At 42.2% G+C, this 18,216-nt stretch carries 15 protein-coding genes and 1 pseudogene; 7 read left to right on the forward strand and 9 right to left on the reverse strand.

The window, feature by feature from the left end; translation table 11 throughout:
• Window positions 1-231: 231 nt before the first annotated feature.
• Together AACU33_RS30005 and AACU33_RS30010 are read right to left on the reverse strand one after the other, a co-directional pair.
• On the reverse strand, window positions 232-447 hold the full coding sequence (locus tag AACU33_RS30005) for a DUF2839 domain-containing protein (RefSeq protein WP_096593850.1): 216 nt from the start codon (window positions 445-447) through the stop codon (window positions 232-234).
• A 193-nt stretch (window positions 448-640) separates the two neighbouring features.
• The gene (locus AACU33_RS30010; RefSeq protein ID WP_096593852.1) at window positions 641-2,200 is read right to left on the reverse strand and encodes a helicase C-terminal domain-containing protein; all 1,560 of its coding nucleotides are present in this window, start codon (window positions 2,198-2,200) and stop codon (window positions 641-643) included.
• Between the two features lie 132 nt (window positions 2,201-2,332).
• Here AACU33_RS30010 and AACU33_RS30015 point away from each other — a divergent pair, with 132 nt between their 5' ends.
• Window positions 2,333-3,295 (forward strand): M48 family metallopeptidase, encoded by a 963-nt coding sequence (locus tag AACU33_RS30015; protein WP_096593854.1) that lies wholly within the window; start codon window positions 2,333-2,335, stop codon window positions 3,293-3,295.
• 138 nt (window positions 3,296-3,433) lie between these two features.
• Entirely contained in the window at window positions 3,434-3,823 is a 390-nt protein-coding gene (locus tag AACU33_RS30020; RefSeq protein ID WP_096593856.1) for a hypothetical protein, read from the forward strand.
• Between the two features lie 80 nt (window positions 3,824-3,903).
• On the opposite strand, the gene AACU33_RS30025 is transcribed toward AACU33_RS30020, so the two are convergent.
• Entirely contained in the window at window positions 3,904-5,535 is a 1,632-nt protein-coding gene (locus AACU33_RS30025; RefSeq protein ID WP_096593858.1) for a GUN4 domain-containing protein, read from the reverse strand.
• Window positions 5,536-5,948: 413 nt separating this feature from the next.
• On the opposite strand from AACU33_RS30025, the gene lysS reads away from it, so the two are divergent.
• Entirely contained in the window at window positions 5,949-7,475 is a 1,527-nt protein-coding gene (gene lysS, locus AACU33_RS30030; protein WP_096593860.1) for a lysine--tRNA ligase, read from the forward strand.
• Window positions 7,476-7,534: 59 nt separating this feature from the next.
• Here the strand turns inward: lysS and glgA are convergent, their stop codons facing one another.
• The 3 genes from glgA to AACU33_RS30045 form a co-directional block, all read right to left on the reverse strand.
• Window positions 7,535-8,968, reverse strand: a complete 1,434-nt coding sequence (glgA, locus tag AACU33_RS30035) for a glycogen synthase GlgA (RefSeq protein ID WP_096593862.1) — start codon at window positions 8,966-8,968, stop codon at window positions 7,535-7,537.
• Between the two features lie 189 nt (window positions 8,969-9,157).
• The gene (gene hemC / locus AACU33_RS30040; protein WP_096593864.1) at window positions 9,158-10,129 is read right to left on the reverse strand and encodes a hydroxymethylbilane synthase; all 972 of its coding nucleotides are present in this window, start codon (window positions 10,127-10,129) and stop codon (window positions 9,158-9,160) included.
• A 157-nt stretch (window positions 10,130-10,286) separates the two neighbouring features.
• Window positions 10,287-10,715, reverse strand: coding sequence for a lysozyme inhibitor LprI family protein (locus tag AACU33_RS30045; protein ID WP_096593866.1), 429 nt, complete (start codon window positions 10,713-10,715; stop codon window positions 10,287-10,289).
• Between the two features lie 194 nt (window positions 10,716-10,909).
• On the opposite strand from AACU33_RS30045, the gene AACU33_RS30050 reads away from it, so the two are divergent.
• The 3 genes from AACU33_RS30050 (at window position 10,910) to AACU33_RS30060 (ending at window position 13,973) form a co-directional block, all read left to right on the forward strand.
• Window positions 10,910-11,161, forward strand: coding sequence for a hypothetical protein (locus AACU33_RS30050; protein WP_339376372.1), 252 nt, complete (start codon window positions 10,910-10,912; stop codon window positions 11,159-11,161).
• Window positions 11,162-11,277: 116 nt separating this feature from the next.
• Window positions 11,278-12,309 (forward strand): YegS/Rv2252/BmrU family lipid kinase, encoded by a 1,032-nt coding sequence (locus tag AACU33_RS30055; RefSeq protein WP_096593870.1) that lies wholly within the window; start codon window positions 11,278-11,280, stop codon window positions 12,307-12,309.
• Between the two features lie 101 nt (window positions 12,310-12,410).
• Window positions 12,411-13,973, forward strand: a complete 1,563-nt coding sequence (locus tag AACU33_RS30060; protein ID WP_096593872.1) for a metallophosphoesterase — start codon at window positions 12,411-12,413, stop codon at window positions 13,971-13,973.
• A 14-nt stretch (window positions 13,974-13,987) separates the two neighbouring features.
• On the opposite strand, the gene AACU33_RS30065 is transcribed toward AACU33_RS30060, so the two are convergent.
• Window positions 13,988-14,797 carry a metallophosphoesterase family protein gene (locus AACU33_RS30065; protein WP_096593874.1) on the reverse strand — a complete coding sequence of 270 codons (810 nt, stop codon included), beginning with the start codon at window positions 14,795-14,797 and terminating at the stop codon, window positions 13,988-13,990.
• Between the two features lie 345 nt (window positions 14,798-15,142).
• Here AACU33_RS30065 and AACU33_RS30070 point away from each other — a divergent pair, with 345 nt between their 5' ends.
• The gene (locus AACU33_RS30070; RefSeq protein ID WP_096593876.1) at window positions 15,143-15,367 is read left to right on the forward strand and encodes a hypothetical protein; all 225 of its coding nucleotides are present in this window, start codon (window positions 15,143-15,145) and stop codon (window positions 15,365-15,367) included.
• A gap of 130 nt (window positions 15,368-15,497) precedes the next feature.
• Here the strand turns inward: AACU33_RS30070 and AACU33_RS37665 are convergent.
• Together AACU33_RS37665 and AACU33_RS30075 are read right to left on the reverse strand one after the other, a co-directional pair.
• Window positions 15,498-15,581 (reverse strand): annotated as a pseudogene (locus tag AACU33_RS37665) (hypothetical protein); the annotation flags it as partial.
• Between the two features lie 229 nt (window positions 15,582-15,810).
• Window positions 15,811-18,057, reverse strand: a complete 2,247-nt coding sequence (locus tag AACU33_RS30075) for a cation:proton antiporter domain-containing protein (RefSeq protein ID WP_096593878.1) — start codon at window positions 18,055-18,057, stop codon at window positions 15,811-15,813.
• Window positions 18,058-18,216 lie beyond the last annotated feature (159 nt).

Consider the following 18,216-nt stretch of genomic DNA (forward strand, 5'->3'; position numbering starts at 1 on the left):
TTTCAAGAGAACGGGAATAATACCAATTCTCCAAAATAAAGCTACACATAGGCAGCAGGGGGAGAATTATCTGTAGTCAAAATTTAGAGAAATGGTATAAGAAATAGCAGTAATGGTTTTGAGTTGGATAAATATAAATGAGGAGCACAATGTGATTGTGCCCCTCATCTGCAATTCAAGATTTACTCAGGGTAAAACCCATCTTGGCAATCATCATTAGGGTCGCTAGTGTCAAGAGACTACTTGCCACCAACCAAAAGCCGGGCCAATAAAACGAATAGTTACCCAGGCTACAACCATAGCTCCAATACCAATCCAGGCACCACGAGTAGTCCAACGGACAAATAAGTCAGCTTGAGATTTAGTAATGGGAACCCAAGGTAAGATGCGAGTCTCTTGACCGTATTGTTCTCCAAGTTTACTTTTACGACGCTTTGCTTCACCCATAATCTGCAATTTAAAATTCTAATTTCATTTAAGTTCTTAGTTTAGATTGGCATCGATCGCAAATACAGCAGAGCCAATGCCGCTTATGAAGCATAAAATGCCTGAACAAACCGATCCTAGCGTTTGCTGTGACGCGATCGCACTGCGGTTGACAAAACGTAAATAGTCAAGAGTCCAGCTTCAATAGACATTGCTAGGCAGAATTTTCTTCATTGGTATTGGAGAAAAGACTGGGATCGAGGTAGTTAATGCGTGCTAGAGGGCTGAGAGATGCGAGAATCTGCGCGCCGTAGCTGCGATTTACTACACGTCCATCAAGTAAAGCCACAATACCTTGACTTTCTCGCACTGGAGCCACTGCTCGTTGTAATTCATTCAAAGCTGTGGGCAATAAGTATAAACGAAACCAATCTTGATGCGATCGCTTATAGTGAGCTACCCTACCCGCCACTAGGGGGTTTTCTAGAGATGGCAAAGGCAAAGTCGCAATAATTAACAGATGGGGTGCGGGTAAAACACCTTGATGTTCTCGCCAAAACTCCCAACCGCTAATCAAAATACCGTTGTCATCCAGGCAAGTTTTTTCCACCTGCACGCGCGAACCAAATTCAGCAGCCAGAATTGCTCCTACTTGAGCTTTTAGGGGCACATCCCCAATTAACACAACTGTCAAACCTGGTGCGGTAGCGCTCAGACAAAGTAGCGTGCGCACTTTGTGAATAAACGCCGCTTGAAATTCTGGGGTGTTCGGTAAGGGCAACTTATAAGGTACATACAGTTGAATAGCCTCTGTTTGATGATCGGCAGAGAACTTCAGACAAGTTACATCTTCCAACCCTAACCGCTGACGGAATAAGGGAGCCTCAGTTTCTGGTTCCAAGGCGCTACCAATGAACACTACAGGTTGTCGCTGCCAAATTGGTGAAATTGTTTTTCCTAATTCACTCGGGGCGCAGTGTAACGAAAATAAACCTTGACGACGAGCAATAGTAGCCCAAAGTAGAGGCGGGGGTGATGCGGGGTCAGCAAGATTTTCATTTGTATGTTGAAATTGCTGCCAGAAATTTTTCCAAGCCTCTGGAAGTTCCACTAAATCTAACTCCGAATAGAGGTGCTGTAAAACCTCGATTTCTGCTTGAGAGATGAGATAGCACTCATAAGGATTAGCTGGGTGTTGAAAAAACTCTTTCGTCAGTTGCGCTCGTGTAGAGCGTATTAAATCAGCTTGTTCCGGACAAGCTAGCATAAGTTGCTCCCAATCCTGGGGCTGAATCGTTTGGGTGAGTTGATGACGTACCCAATCTTCCAAATCGTCTACCCCATCAATAATTGTGGGAATCCCCACCGGAAAATGCTCTCTATCTGCTAATTGTCTGCTTAACCAAGCGGCTGGGGTAGTGAGCAGTAGTCCTTGGAACTCAGAACCAGGCCAATCGTCACCAGTTCTAATCGGTTTTTTGGCTTGCAGCCATTGCTGTAGCCTAGGAATTTCGACTTTTAATAACCGTTGTTGCACTGCTTCCGGCGCAACAATAATTACAGGGCCGTGCCACATCAATGCCGAGGCGACAAAACTCGTGCGATATCGTCCTTGATAGCCACAAACTGCCCCGACTTGAATTAAAGCGCTACGTCCCAAGCGCAAGGCGCGTGCTACCAACCTTGCCATCGTTAAGTGATGGGGCCAGGAAGGGAAACCCGCCTGCGATCGCAAAAAGTTATGTAGTGACAAATGAACTTCTGCCTCAATCACACGCTTTCAATCCCATACAAAGTGAGTTTTACTTCCGAATAGCCCCATTTCTATTATCTTGTCATTAATCATTAGTTATTTGTCTTTTTGAGTTACCAATGACAAATGACAAATCACCAATCTCCCTGAATTATGCCAACTTACACAGGAATTTCCAGCGAAGCCTTCAGGCATCCACTGGATCGTCAAGCCGAGCAAGCTTTACGCAATTTACCGGGGTTTGATTTAATCGCCCGTAAATTTGTGGAATTTCTCTACGAACGCCCGCAGTTAGTTTATTTAATGGGTAACACCATCCAAGTTGGGCCGCGTCAATACTCCACTATTTACCAGATGTTTCGCGAATGCGTGCGGGATTTGGATATTTATCCTGAACCGGCACTGTTTGTCTTGCAGAATCCCCAAGCCAATAGCTATGCATTGGGGCAAGAGAATCCTTACATAGTCATCAATACAGGGATACTAGACTTACTAGACGAAGTCGAAATTCGGGCGGTGCTAGCCCATGAACTGGGGCATATTAAATGTGGTCATACTATTTTAATTCAAATGGCGATGTGGGCGATGAGTGCCGCTTCTGCCTTGGGTGAGTTGACCTTTGGTATTGGCAATTTTGTAACTCAGGCCTTAATTTACGCCTTTTTTGAATGGCGGCGCAAAGCGGAGTTGTCATCCGATCGCGCGGCGCTGTTAGTCATGGATGACTTGAATCCAGTTATGTCTTCGATGATGAAAGTCTCTGGCGGTAGTGTCAAGTATGCCAATGAATGTAGTTTACAAGAATTTATCCGTCAGTCAGAAAATTATCAGGCACTAGACGAAGATGCATTAAATCAAGTGTACAAATTCCTGATGTACAATGGCGCGCAAGGAATGATGCTGACCCATCCTTTTGCTGTAGAACGCTTGCGTTATTTACGGGAGTGGGCAGTATCAGAAGAATATCAGCAAATACGCCGAGGCAATTATCAGCGATCGCCTGCATCTGGAGCAGTTAATGTTCCATCCCAAACACCAGAAAATGATGCTGAAGCTTTACGCCGACAAATCGAAGAATTACAACGAGAAATTAATCGAATGAAAAAATCTGAGTAATTTTCAGTACCAAGGAAGCCTTGTTTGGAGTGGATGATGCGATCGCGTCATCCACTCTCATGTTTAAACCTATTGCCTATGGCCTACATCTAGGAGTAAGTTCAGAAGTTGAATCGGTGCGTAGACAAATTTTTGAAGATGAGAAATCAATTTACAAAACAAATATTTGTATTAGTTACAATTGTTACCCTAGTCTTGTTTACACCTGCGATCGCTTTAGCAACACCGACTCAGATTATTGCCCAAGCTACCACTTCATCCTTAGAACTTGACCTAACTCCCCAAGAACGCCAACAATTACAGGCTGTGCGTCAACGCAGGAATAAGGAAATTCTGGCTGTTTTAAATTCATCTCAACGCGCCAAACTTGCACAAAATTTGCGACATGGTAGTACCTTAAACCAGGCTTTAGAAAAACTAAATTTGCGCTCAGAACAAGAAGATTTAGTTAAGGCAATAATGCAATTGACTAATTTAAAAATCAAAGCAATTTTATCGCGGCATTCACTCACCTTAGGTCAGAAATAAGGCACAATATTATATTGCTAGGTTTGTTTGTAAGGAATAAAAGGCTAAAAGCCTATTGAGCTTAAATAAAAGCATTTATTTTATAGCTCACAACTTTGTAGACGATAGTAAAAATTGTACCAACAACCCCAATTGTTTAGCTCCGTTTTCTCAAAGAGCTTGGTAAAAGCAAATGGAAGATGACCTATAGGTGCATCAATTCCATAAATTATTTCCTCTGGGTTTTTCCAATTACCATTTACCAGCCAGCCAACACTCTCAACAAAATTTTTGCAGTTCAAATTCACATCTTCTTTGTTTTGGCTAATTGTTTGCCAAATACAAGTTTGAATACTAAAACCAAAATGTGCATTACTGTAATTTAACCAGAGCTTATCAATGATGCGAAGATCTTCACAAGGAAAATTATTAATATATTTGCTAGGAAAAAATGGCTGATTTGTTATTGTTTGTTCAACAGATAAGTCTTTACTATATTGTCTTGCCAGATTTAACAAAATTTTACTAGTTTCTTCATCGGCTTCTTTCCAGTTTTTTTCTGATAGAAGATAACGCAGCTTAGAGTAATAAATACCTGAGTTAGTGCTGATGTTAGGAGCCTCTTCTTCCTCTATTATCAAATTTTCTGCTGGGATAATTATTGATTCATTTCCGTTACATTGCTCATTTGTTTCTGTATAGTAATGCTCATTTAAAGGGGAAATATTTTCCTGATATACTTGTTTTTGCTGGAAGTAAATATCCTGAATAGTATCAATATAAGGTCTAAGTAAATCTGATGACCATCTACCTAATGCAAACTCTGATTCTAAATGAAATAGTTGTGGTTCATAGGTATGATTGAGATGTAGATAATACCAATCTGAAATAAAAGCTGCTAGCAATTGGTGAATTGCCACAATGATTTGCCGAATAGTACGAATAGCTCGAATTTCATCATTATCAACTGCTTGTAAAGATTCTTTCACTTCCTCCCAGTTCCAAGCTGGTAGAGAAATTCTCACAATATTACTATTTTGTGGATGCCAAAAATTTACATGAAAATAAACTTCGTAATCAGTAATTTTACTATGCAATACTACTGTGGGAATAGGAGATAAAATTTGCTGAATCTGGAGAATATCTGCATTACTAATCGAACGCAGAAAATATTCAGCATAAAATTCAACTGGGCATAAGTTACTATTAAGAGGATAGTCCTTATGTAGAAAAGCTTTTAACTTCTCTGGTAATTCTATTGCTAGATCGTGCTGCAAAGAAGACGGACAATTTGGGCTAACGCTGGGAGGGGAAACTAATACTAATAAACGGTATCTCTGTTGCCCTTTTGTTACAATATTATAAGTTTCTTCTCGATTTACAATACTTGTGAGATTATTCTGTTCCAGCAGTTTACGGATATCTTTTAATTTGTGTTGAATGTGATTAGCTTGCCATTCGAGCAATAGCTCTACAAGTTGTTTGCTAAATTGCGATCGCAACTGCATAGGTAGCTCTTGAAGAGTATTTTCAGCCTTTTCTTGATATTTTATAAATGCTTCTATATAGCGAGTGTCATCCTTAACAGTAGATGGCAAAAAAGCGGAAGTACTGTAGCTACTAGCTATTTCTCCTAGATTCTTTGCAATGCTAGCAGCCGTAGTTTTCAGCAAGTTAGAGAGAATATTATCAATTAGGGCAGGTAAAGGTATAACTTTTGCAGAGTTCGCCATAACAGAGCAGATTATATTTAATTTTAGAATCCACTCTGTTGTAGCCTGCTATCCGTAAATATGTCACTGATTTCTTTTTTGGATATCTCACTAAATATTGGAAAACCTTAATTTTTGAAAATACAATCTTTTATTTATTAAAGCTAAAAAAGATTTATAAAGATATGTATTTTAAATAGATATAGAGTCATAAAAGATGCATAATTAAATGTTTTGCCATCCTAAGCACTTGAAGAAGTAGAAAAGGGAGATGAGGAAGTGTGGCGAGTGTGGGAAGGGTGGGGAAAAATAAGTAATAATCAATGCCCCATGCCCCCTAAGCTGACAGGCGATCGCTAAATATTCAATCCTTGAGAGTCGCGGCTACTTTTGGAGCATCTATAATTAATCTTGCCCTATGAGCGTTCGTTACCATGTCGGAAGAAGATATCCGTGCCGCGAGGCTGGAAAAAGTAGACCAGCTAAAACAGCTAGGAATGAATCCCTATGCCTATCGTTGGGAATCTACACACCACGCAGCACAATTGCAAGAAAAATTTGCTGATTTACCCAGCGGTGAAGAAGTTGATTTAGAAGTCACCATTGCCGGACGCATTCTAGCCCGTCGTGTCTTTGGTAAGCTAGCTTTCTTCACTTTGCAAGATGAAACAGGCACGATTCAGCTTTATCTAGAAAAAAATCGCATTCAAGAAGGCATGGCAGATATTGATGCTGATGCTTTCAATCATTTAAAGCAACTCTCAGATGCAGGTGACATTCTGGGAGTTAAAGGCACTATAAAACGGACTGAAAAGGGCGAGTTATCGGTCTACGTCAAGCAATACAGCATCCTCACCAAATCCCTGTTACCTCTACCCGACAAATGGCATGGGTTGACGGATGTAGCAAAGCGCTACCGTCAGCGTTACGTTGATTTGATTGTTAACCCGGAAGTGCGACAAACTTTCCGGCGTCGCGCCCAAATTACGGCAGGGATTCGTCGCTATTTAGAACAGCGAGATTTTCTCGAAATTGAAACTCCTGTTTTACAAAGTGAAGCTGGGGGTGCAGATGCGCGTCCATTTATCACTTATCACAACACCTTAGATATGGAGTTGTATCTGCGAATTGCAACAGAACTTCATCTCAAGCGGTTGATTGTGGGGGGTTTTGAAAAGGTATTTGAATTAGGGCGGATTTTCCGCAATGAAGGCGTTTCGACTCGACATAACCCTGAATTTACGACGATAGAAATTTATCAAGCCTACGCCGATTACAACGATATGATGGCGTTGACGGAGGGAATTATTACCACTGTCGCCCAAGAAGTACTCGGTACGCTGTGCATTACCTACCAAGGGGAAGATGTTGATTTGACACCACCTTGGCGGCGGGTAACGATGCATGATGTAGTTAAAGAAGCTACAGGCTTAGATTTCAACTCGTTCCAAACGTTAGAAGAAGCGAAAGCAGCCAGTAAGAATGCTGGGATTCCTGATGTAGATGAAGCCGAATCGATTGGTAAATTACTCAATTTAGCTTTTGAAGAAAAGGTAGAAACCAAATTAATTCAGCCTACCTTTGTGATTGACTATCCTGTAGAAATTTCACCCTTAGCAAAACCTCACCGTTCTAAGCCTGGTTTGGTGGAGCGATTTGAGTTATTTATCGTGGGGCGAGAGACTGCCAATAGTTTCTCAGAACTTACCGATCCGATAGATCAAAGAGAACGTTTAGAAGCACAAGCTGCCCGCAAAGCCGCAGGCGACTTGGAAGCCCAAGGTGTTGACGAAGACTTTCTCACAGCGCTGGAATACGGAATGCCGCCTACAGGTGGGCTAGGCATTGGCATCGATAGATTGGTGATGGTATTGACAGATTCTGCGAGTATTCGGGATGCGATCGCATTTCCTTTACTCAAGCCAGAAAAATCCGATCCATCGCCAGAAGCAGCAAGTTAATAAAACAATAGGGTGCGTTATGGCTTTACCCAACGCACCCTGTTTCAAGAGTTTTCTATTTACTTAGCTACAGCCTCGTTTAACACTAACTCTGGTTGCGGTGTTTGTTCCTCTTCTTCTGGCAACCCGAAAATTGATCTGTACAGCTTCACATACTGCTTGGCAGATTGATACCAACTAAAATCCTGACTCATGCCGCGTTTTTGTAATTCCTGCCATTGCGGTTGGAAACGGAAACCTTCCCAAGCACGGATCATGCAGGTGAACAGATCCAGGGGTTCATAGCGGTCAAAACAATAACCAGTACCTGCATTGTTCATCGGGTCGAAATGGGATACTGTATCAACTAATCCACCTGTACGCCGGACAATGGGCACGGAACCGTAACGCAAAGCCATCATTTGGCTGATACCGCAGGGTTCAAAACGGCTAGGCATTAAGAAGGCATCAGTACCAGCGTAGATGCGACGAGACAAAGCATCGTTATACAGTAGGTAAGTTGCCATGCGTCCGGGATAGCGGGATGCCAATTGCCACATTTGAGTTTCGTAATAGCGATCGCCTGTGCCCAATAGTATAAATTGAGCATCAGTATATGCCAGGAAGCGATCGAGGATTTGTATAACTAAATCCAAGCCTTTTTGCTCGACTAACCGCGTCACCATGCCAATTAAAAAGGCTTTGGAATTAACTTCTAATCCTACTTCTTCTTGTAGGGCTACTTTGTTAGGTTTGCGTTTGTCCAGAGTATCGCTAGTAAAAGTTTGGGCAATAAATCTGTCATTTTCTGGATTATAAACCTCAGTATCTATACCGTTAATAATCCCAGATAACTTTCCGCTAATAAAAGACAGTAACCCTTCTATCGTTTCACCGTAAGTAGGTGTTTTAATTTGCTCGGCATAGGTGGGAGAAACTGTATTTACCCTGTCGGCAAATTGCACCGCCGCCGCCATAGTATTGTGTCCTTGCATATACCAAGGACACCAGGTAATTTTCTCTAAATACCAACGCCAAGGCCCTTGATAAGCCAAGTTATGAATGGTGAATACGCTGGTAATATCTGGATCTTGGTGCATCCACACAGGAATCATCCCTGTATGCCAGTCATGACAGTGGACAATTTCTGGCTTCCAGTAATTCCAGCAAAACTCAGCTGCACCATTGGCAAACAAAGTGAACCGCCAATCTTCATCCTCTCCTGAATAAATCCGGCGAGGCATAAAGGCAGGATGTCCAAATAAGTACAAGGGAACATCAGTACCGGGTAGCACGCTTTCGTAAACAGCAAAATCCTGAAACATGGCATATCCCCGCCAGATTGGTTCAGTCGGAATCTGCATTTTGTCTGGTAGAAAGCCATAGTAGGGCAAGAATATTCGTACATCATGCCCCATTTTTCTCAAGATTTTTGGCAATGCTCCCACAACATCACCCATTCCTCCGACTTTTGCAACGGGAGCTGCCTCTGCTGCTACAAATAGAATCCGCATGGTAATTTTTATTTCCCCGGTTCTGCTGATTTTCTAAGCTTCATTTCTGATCTAATCACATAAGGTGACTAAAACAGTGATGAGTCAAGGGTCAAGGGTCAAGGGTCAAGGGTAATTTGTGATGCTACCTCATCTCCCTTGTCCTCCCTGTCCCCCTTGTCCCCCCTGCTCTCTGCTCCGCTGCGCAATCTAAGAACCCCGTTGGATTTCGGTAAAGATGACATCTAAAATTTCCTGCGCTCCCTTTTGACGCAAGAGATTTGCTAGTTCTGTGCCTAGCTGTTCGGCGTTCTTGGCTTCTCCGGAGACGGTATCTTTCACTAGGTTTTTACCATCTACGGTGGCAACTATTCCCGTTAATGTTAAAGTATCACCATTAATTTCAGTGTTAACACCGATGGGTACTTGACAGCCACCTTCAAGATCGCGTAAGAAAGCGCGTTCTGCTAAACAGCGATCGCGTGTTTCCGGATGTTCGATAGCTTTGAGCAGGGATATCAATTCGGTATCGTCAGCACGGCATTCTATACCCAATGCACCTTGACCAACGGCATGGAGAGAAATTTCTTTTGGGAGAATTTGGTGAACGCGATCGCTCATTCCCAATCGCTCTAACCCTGCTACAGCCAAAATCAAGGCATCATACTCACCTGCATCTAATTTAGCCATACGTGTATTCAAATTTCCCCGCACATCTTTAAAAGTAAAATGGGGGAAACGATGGCGTAACTGTGCCAAACGCCGCAGGGAAGATGTACCAATTACGGCACCCTCTGGTAAAGTATCAATCTGCTGACCTTTATACTTTTCGTGTAGTACCAAAGCATCTGCTGGGTTTTCCCTTTCTGTAATTGCAGCCAGTGTTAACCCTTCTGGTAAGTTAGTTGGCAGATCCTTTAGGGAATGAACCGCAAAATCAATCTCCTGATTCAGCATCCCAAGTTCTAACTCTTTGGTAAATAATCCTTTATCACCAATCTTGGCTAATGCTACATCCAGGATTTTGTCGCCTTGGGTAGACATGGTATGGACTTCAAAAGCAATCTCAGGATAGCTTTTTTGCAGTTGCTCTTGTACCCAGTAGGTTTGAACTAGAGCAAGTTGGCTTTTACGAGAACCAATACGAATTGTGCGTGCAGGACTGGAAACAGCTGAAGTCATAAAACAATATGTCAAACAAGGCGATAAATTCACTCTCATCTAGACTACCGCAGTGAGTGACTTACCGGATGCTAATTGCTGAATTTCGGTTAAGTTTGTTGTCGTTTTCCTTTACATTTATTTACACTATTTTAAATACAACAGTAACGAGTAGCAATCATAATTCATGAGTGTAATTGAGGTATTGCTGTAATTGCTGGGTACGCTGTTGTGTAGTCCTTGCTAAACAACCAAAATAAGTCAGAGGAGCTATACTTCCCCCTTCATTTTCACTTCTTTCAAACTCACAATTGGTATCGCGAAACTTAATCCATGCTTGCTGTGCAGTAATTAATTTCGGTTTTCTATAAGCAGGTAAAGCTGGCAGGAGTTGTTGATAAACTTGATTCAATTTTTTATCAGCATTCTGATAGGATAACTGAGCGCACTGATTAATTTCGGCTTGATTTTGAGCGTTATTACAGTTGAGCTTTTGAGCTAAATGTAGCTTTGGGGTTTCCGGTGTTGTGCTTGCCATTGTTACAGCAGAAATAGACAAACTGCTGAGGACAAGAATACTGGAAAAATTTAGTAAAAAACGATTCATAATAATTTAAAAGTTAAGTATATCCATCAAAATAGCAGAAAATGGCATTGTTAGTCGATGCGATCGCTATCTAGGTCGATACAGTCGCAACGTTACTCAATACCGTCGTAACGTAACTCGATACCATCGCAATCTCACTCGATACCGTCGCAATGTTACTCGGTGCGATCGCAATCTAACTCAATGCGATCGCATTGTCAGCCGATACAATGGCATTGTCAGTCGATGCAATTGAATTGTCACTCGATGCAATTGAATTGTCAGCCGATGCAATTGAATTGTCAGCCGATGCAATTGAATTGTCAGCCGATGCAATTGAATTGTCAGCCGATGCAATTGAGTTGTCACTCGATGCAATTGAGTTGTCACTCGATGCAATTGAGTTGTCACTCGATGCAATTGAATTGTCAGCCCATAACACGCGATCGCTGATTAAATCGGTATAGCTTAGGTTGGTGGCGAGACAGGGAACCAACCATCAGGAGGAAGTGGTAATCTTATCGATATGCTATGAATAATTTGATATTTTTACGATCTGAGATCTTATTAACTTTTTATCCTTATGAAGCGTTCCGCCTGCCTTATCTTTAATCCGGTTGCGGGTCAGGGTGATTCAGAACAAGAATTAGAGCAGATTCGAGCAATACTAGAGCCAGAAATTGACTTAGATATTTACATAACTACTGAAGAAATCGGTGCTGACCAACTAGCGTATGCAGCAGTTGAACGTGGCGTAGATGAAATTATCGCCTCTGGTGGAGATGGAACTCTCTCAGCTGCGGCGGCGGCTGTAGTTAATACTAATATTCCCTTAGGTATTATTTCTCGCGGAACGGCAAACGCTTTTGCCACAGCTTTAGCTATTCCCGATACCATTGAAGCCGCCTGTCAGATGATTTTGCAAGGAGCAACCAAGAATGTAGATGTAGCCTATTGCAACGATCTGCCAATGGTACTGCTAGTAGGTATCGGCTTTGAAGCTGAAACTGTAGAACGAGCAGATCGGGAAGCTAAGAAGCGCTTTGGAATCTTAGCCTATGTTTTGGCAGGACTCCAGCAATTGCGGGAGTTAGAGAGTTTTGATGTAGAAATTGAAACCGAAGACAAGATTATTAAAACCAGTGCAGCGGCGGTGACAGTGGCAAATGCAGCACCGCCAACTTCTGTGTTGGCGCAAGGGCCAGCCGGAATTATTTATGATGATGGGCTGCTGGATTTAACAATTGTCGCACCAGTGAACAAAGCCGGAGCGATCGCCGCTACATATCATCTATTCCAAACTGCTTCTGCTGGTAATCCCGTAGAACGAGATGACATTGGCTACCTGCGAGCTAAACAATTTAAAATTACGACAAATCCACCACAGAAAGTAGCTTTAGATGGTGAAATCATTGGTTATACGCCAATTGAAGTTAAGTGTGTTCCAGCTGGCTTGAAGATTTTTGTCCCAACATTAGAAGAAGAAGTACCTACAGAAAAGTTAGAAGGACTGCCAAATTTAACAATTGAGTTGAAAGATACAGCCCAGCAGGGAGGGGATGAGGGGGACGAGGGGGACAAGGGGGACAAGGGAGAAATAACTAATGACTCTTGAGCAATGCCCCATGACGGCAGTTGCTACAACGGAGGAGACCTCCGCAACGCACTGCCTCCCCCATGCCCTATGCCCCATGACCAATTCAGGAGTAAAGTAAATTGAAACTTGTTTCAGATCCGGCGATCGCTAAAAAAATCAGCAAAATGCAACAGCGGGTAAAATGGCAAGACCCGCTAATTCTGGAACGCCGCATTGACCAAACTAAGTTAGTAATAGAAGATGGTCGCGCAGACGATCCTGAGTTTTCATTTTTGGTTGTTGGCGATAGCGGTTCTGGGACGCACAAGGGACACGATCCCCAAAGACGGGTTGCGGAATTGATGCTACCTCATCACCAGCAATGTCGTTTTATGTTGCATACAGGCGATGTGATTTATCTTGTGGGGTCGAGAGAGTACTATCAACAAAACTTTATCCAACCTTACCAAGAGTTTCTCGTAGGTGGAGAACAGCCGAAAAAGATTGCCTATGACAAAATGGTTTTCAAGCTGCCGATTTTACCCGTACCGGGAAATCACGATTACTATGATTTACCTCTATTATTTCGCTTAGTTTCGGTAACAACATTACCCATCCGTCGCTTATTGCAATCGCGCCTAGATTTGGATGTTGGTTTATATGGTTCAGGAATCGGTGATGCTTATGCACGGGCGTTTCTTGACTATCTCTGCGCTTTTCAGTTTCCCGGAGACTTAGCCCGTCACTTAGACCAGCACTATACAGCCAAAACAGATACTGGACGCTGTCTTTCTTATCAACCAGGAAGCTTTACCCGTCTGCCAAATCGCTACTATAGTTTTCGTTACGGCGGGATTGATTTCTTCGCACTGGATTCTAATACATTTAACGAGCCGCCACCACTACCAAAAACTCAAGCAGGTGACGCCGATCGCCGTATCTTAGAAAGACGCCGCACGCTTTTAGAGCAAGAAAAGCAGCAAATTATGGCAGATTCAGCAATTCTCAATCCCAAAAATCCCCAGGATGCTGAACAATTAGACGATCTGCAAGTCAAACTCACCCAAATTGAAGAAATTATTGTAGATATCGAAAAACAACTAGATCCTAATAAAACAACATTTACTGATATTGAACAGTTAGACTGGCTAAGGCAAAGACTAATTGAATCTTGGAATACTAAAGAAGTGCGCGGAAGAATAATTTTCTTTCACCATCCTCCCTATGTGACTGAGGCGACAAAATGGCAACAAGCCCAAACTTTAGCAATTCGTAGTCGCCTACGTGGGGTTTTAGATGCGGTGGCTGAAAAATTAGGTTCCTTAAATCAAGGGCGTCCTTTAGTTGATTTAGTGATTAACGGTCACGCCCACTGTTTAGAATATCTGCAAACAGCAGACACCGGACACGCTGATTCTCATATCCCTTGGATTGTTTGTGGTGGTAGTGGTTTTAGTTTGCGCCGCCAACGAGAAGAAGGGCCGGATTTGAGGGAAATGATGCGAGATGAAGAGAAATTAGTCGCGCGATCGCATCTTTTTATCGGTCGCACTGGCAAGGGTTTCCACAAACACAGACCTTACTCCAGTCTGCGGATTGATGTTAAAGGTGACGAGCGACCGAAATTTATTGTCCGTCCTTTAGTGGCTGAATGGTATCAACGGGAATGGTGCGATCGCGAAATTGAACCATTTGAGATCTAAGTAAAACGTTAATATTATTTCTTCGCCTGAATTACAATTACGCGCCCATCTGCCTTGAGAACTTGAATGCCATTTTCTAAAACAATCATTGGCACTTTCCAATAAGAATGCCCGCAAATTACTAATAAATTATTTGTGATATTTATTTTTTCTAACTCGCGTCTAATCGATTCTTGCCCAACCAAATTGCCCTGTGGATCGTTCGGCCCTTCATGTAATATCAAAATATCTGGCGATTGCTTCACCAGCAACCGAATTATTTTCAGAAATTCTTTTTCAGGACGCCTGAATGGTTTGCCTTTTTTGCCAATAATCCCAGAAATTCCCGCTAGACTCAGATCGCCATTTCTTTTAATCTCACCGTCGAGATAGTAAATATTTCGATGCTGCTGAAAACTTTGAAATTCTAATGGTGTATTACCGAAACTATCGTGATTTCCGGCAACGCCAGCTACCCAACGAAATCTGCGATTAAAAGCTAACCAAATCTCTCTGACATCACCAACTACGCCACCACGCCTATTGACCTCTGCATATAAATCCCCTGCTAATATCATGCCTGTATTTTTTAATGAGGGAATTTTGCCGATTTCTGCCAATTTCTCTAATTCTTCGATCGCAAGATAAGAGAGAAGTTGTTGATTTTTGGGGTCAATTCCTTGTAAATCGCTAGTAACAATAATTGCCTCTAAATTATTAGGAAGATAATCAGCTTCTGCTAATAAAATAGGTATACTTCTGGCGATCGCACCAACACCACCAGTTGCTGCTGTGAGATACTGTATCTGATGAATCGGTAAGTTAGAAATTGAGATGATTTGCATCAGAGGGAAATCTAGAACAATGAAAGTGCGATCGCATATTTTTCTTGACCGCAGTTGCTGAATAGTATCAATGCAAGTAGTGCGATCGCAAAATTAAGCCGTTTAGCTTAAGCGGAAATTTTAACATAGGTAAAAAAAGCGAGTATAGCTGAGGTAAGACTATCCAATCCAAAAACAGGTTGCCATATATGCACTTTAATCATATGTTTTATACTAATTTGGGTAAAAAATGTGAATCTCTTGCATTACTATAAGTTTGCTAAGTGAAGTTGATGTTAATAAAATATATTTATAATTTTTAATGTATAATAACTATCAAAGTAGATAAAAATTTTCTAACTATATATGATTAATCAAGAACCTTTAACTATTAGAGAAAAGTTGGCAGAGCTAGAACATATTCAATGGTCACATTGGACTGCCTATATGCTTGATAATCTCACACCAGAAAATATTGATCGTTGGCGGCGGCAGATTAATACCCCTTATAGTGAATTGTCAGAAGTAGAAAAGGAAAGCGATCGCAAGTGGGCTAATAAAGTATTGGAAATTTTAAACAATCAATTATAAAGTTTGTCAATTATTTATTCACTAGGTTGATAATGGAGTACATCATCAAACAAAAGTAAAGAAATGCTAGGAGCAAAGGCACATATTTTTCGACTTGGCTAAGGCGTTTATATTAAACGTTTTTCTTTTCTTATTTTAAAATTTGCCATTCTTTTGTATAAAAAGGGTAAGGTAAATATTTTTCCATTTCATTAATTACCTTAAATTTAAGATAATTAAGGTGCTTCTAAGAATTTATATTAACAATCCATATAAAACATAGAGATAATCCTAAAATTGCTGATAGTAAAAGTAACGCGATTGCACTACTGTTGTGGTATTCAAGTTTCGCAACAATAGTATTAGGAGCTCGCGTTCCTAACCGCTATTGCTACGCTAAAACTAGTTGCCCCTAATAAGGTTTTTATGGGTTGCTGGTATATGCAATTGATGATGGCTACTTATCAAGTGCTACGCACAGTAATCACCGCTACGGGACAACGTGCTTTATTGAGAATAGCGTCAACACGATGGCCAAAGAATACTCGACCTGTGATTGTCTGAATACTAGTGCCTAAAACAATCAAATCTACTTGCATAGTCTGGGCATATTTGAGAATTTCAAACTCTGGAATTCCAGCGAGAATTGCAGTTTTCACCTCTGCTCCAAATCCTCGCCCCACTTCAGCTTGCTGCTGCACAATCTGTTTGGCTATGTCTGTTACAGAATGAATTGTCTGCTCCTCAAACAAAACATATTCGCGCTGAGTTCGGTTGACAACATTAACTAAAGTGACAGTTGCTCCTGTTTGAGCAGCAATTGTACTCGCAATTTCAACTGCATGTAAGCTGTACTCGTTGCCACTGGTGGGTACTAAAATATGACCCAGTTTGTGATAGCCAGTTGACTCAGTTGCCGATAAGTTTGATTTCACCACCATTGTGGCGCAAGGAGCTTCTTGAACCACGCGATCGACTAACAAATTAAATAGGGAACCGCGAGAACGTTGATTTCCTGTTGCACCCAAAACAATCAGGTCATAGCCTTTATTAGCTTCTTTTAAAATTACCTCAGTTTTGTTTTGTCCTGATTCAACTTTGGTTTGCAGCAGCGAACCCGTGGGGAGATTCATTTCATTGGCTACGGCAGCGATCGCGGTTTCGGCTGTATTATCCTTAACAGCAGTTGCTAAAGCTTTTACTGATTTAGTTATAGGTTGTTGATCGCTTTTGGCATATAAAGCAGTCACTTCCAGAGGATTTTGCTGTGCTAGATGGTTGACTAACTGAGCAGCTAACCGCACATTTGGCCCGCCTTGAGTGGGTACGAGTACGCGGCGAATGCGCTTGATAAAGCTGCGGCTGGCTAGTTCTTCTTGCTCTAAGCGTTGGGCTTCTTCTTCACCGATGGAAACTTTGGAAAGCGACCAGCGTAATAAAGGTGGAGCCATCAAGGAGGTAACGATCGCCACCATCACAATAATTGAATACATCTGCGGATTCAGTACGCCCAAGGAAACCCCAATGGTAGCGACGATAATCTCCATCGCGCCCCTAGCGTTCATCCCTGACCCCATTGCGATTCCTTCCCAGTGGCTTAAGCCACCCGCACGCGAACCAATATAAGCACCTGTGAATTTGCCAACACAGGCGATTGCCAGCACGATTAAGCCAACCACAAATGTTTGAGGAGCGAGCAGTTGCAGCAAGTCTACCTTCAATCCGGCTGTGGCGAAGAAAATCGGCGCGAGAAATCCAGCAGTGATCAGTTCGAGAGTTATACCAGCCTCGCGGCTAAAACGGGGTGATTGTCCTGCCAAAATTCCGGTGACAAATGCTCCGAGTGCGGCTTCGATGCCTAAGGTGTGGGTAAAAGCAGCAGCACTCAGCGCCAACACCAATAAAGCTGACAAACTAGCTGTCGGCCCGCCAATGTAATCGTCTACCCAGCGTAACACTCTCGCCATGAGCGATCGCCCGATGGTAAAGGCAATTCCTAAAAACAGGACTGCGCCTCCAATTGACCTAAATACTGTCGGGAAATCAAATTTACCACTGGTTGCCAATCCCGACACCACCGAAAGCAGAATCCAGCCTAGAGTATCATCGGTCATTCCAGCTGCCAAAGTTACCTGACCAATGTCTCGCCGAATCAGCTTTAAGTCCATTAACACCTTAGCAATCACTGGCACTGCTGAGATACTCATGGCAGTGGCAATAAACAGACTGAAGATTAACCTTTGTTCGGGGTTTGCTAAAAAGCTATCTGGAAGAAACCAACCCAATCCCAATCCTGTTGCAAAGGGAATAATAATACCACCCAAGGATATTAGTAATGCTGTTTTACCTTTACGGACAATCAAGTTCAGGTCTGTCTCTAATCCAGTTACAACTAGTAAAAACAGTACGCCTAACCAAGAGACTACCGAGAGTAAATCAGACTGCGCCTGACTTTTAGGAAAAATATGATGCTGTAAATTGGGCAAAATCCAGCCGAACACCGACGGGCCCAACAGCACCCCCGCGAGTAGTTCGCCGACTACTGGTGGTAGCTGAATTCGACGCATGAACTCGCCCAAGCCTCTAGCAACCAAGAGCAGCAAAGCTAATTCCAGCAACACCAGCAGTAACTCATGGTGTCCCAGAGGCTTAATTAGACCTTTTTCTGGTAATGCGCCAGACGCGAGTAAAGAGTTAAGCAGTAAATTCATGTGTTTACTAGTGTTTGATAAATTCAGCTAGATTCGAGTTTTAATACCGTTTCACTTGATATATCGATACAGATGGGCAAGCAGAGGAAGTGATTTGTATGAATACAAGCATTTACTTTACATAAAAATAATGATGAGGATTGTTCCCCATCATCACAT

Source organism: Calothrix sp. NIES-2098, assembly GCF_963875125.1.
In the GTDB taxonomy this organism is placed as follows: Bacteria; Cyanobacteriota; Cyanobacteriia; order Cyanobacteriales; family Nostocaceae; genus Aulosira.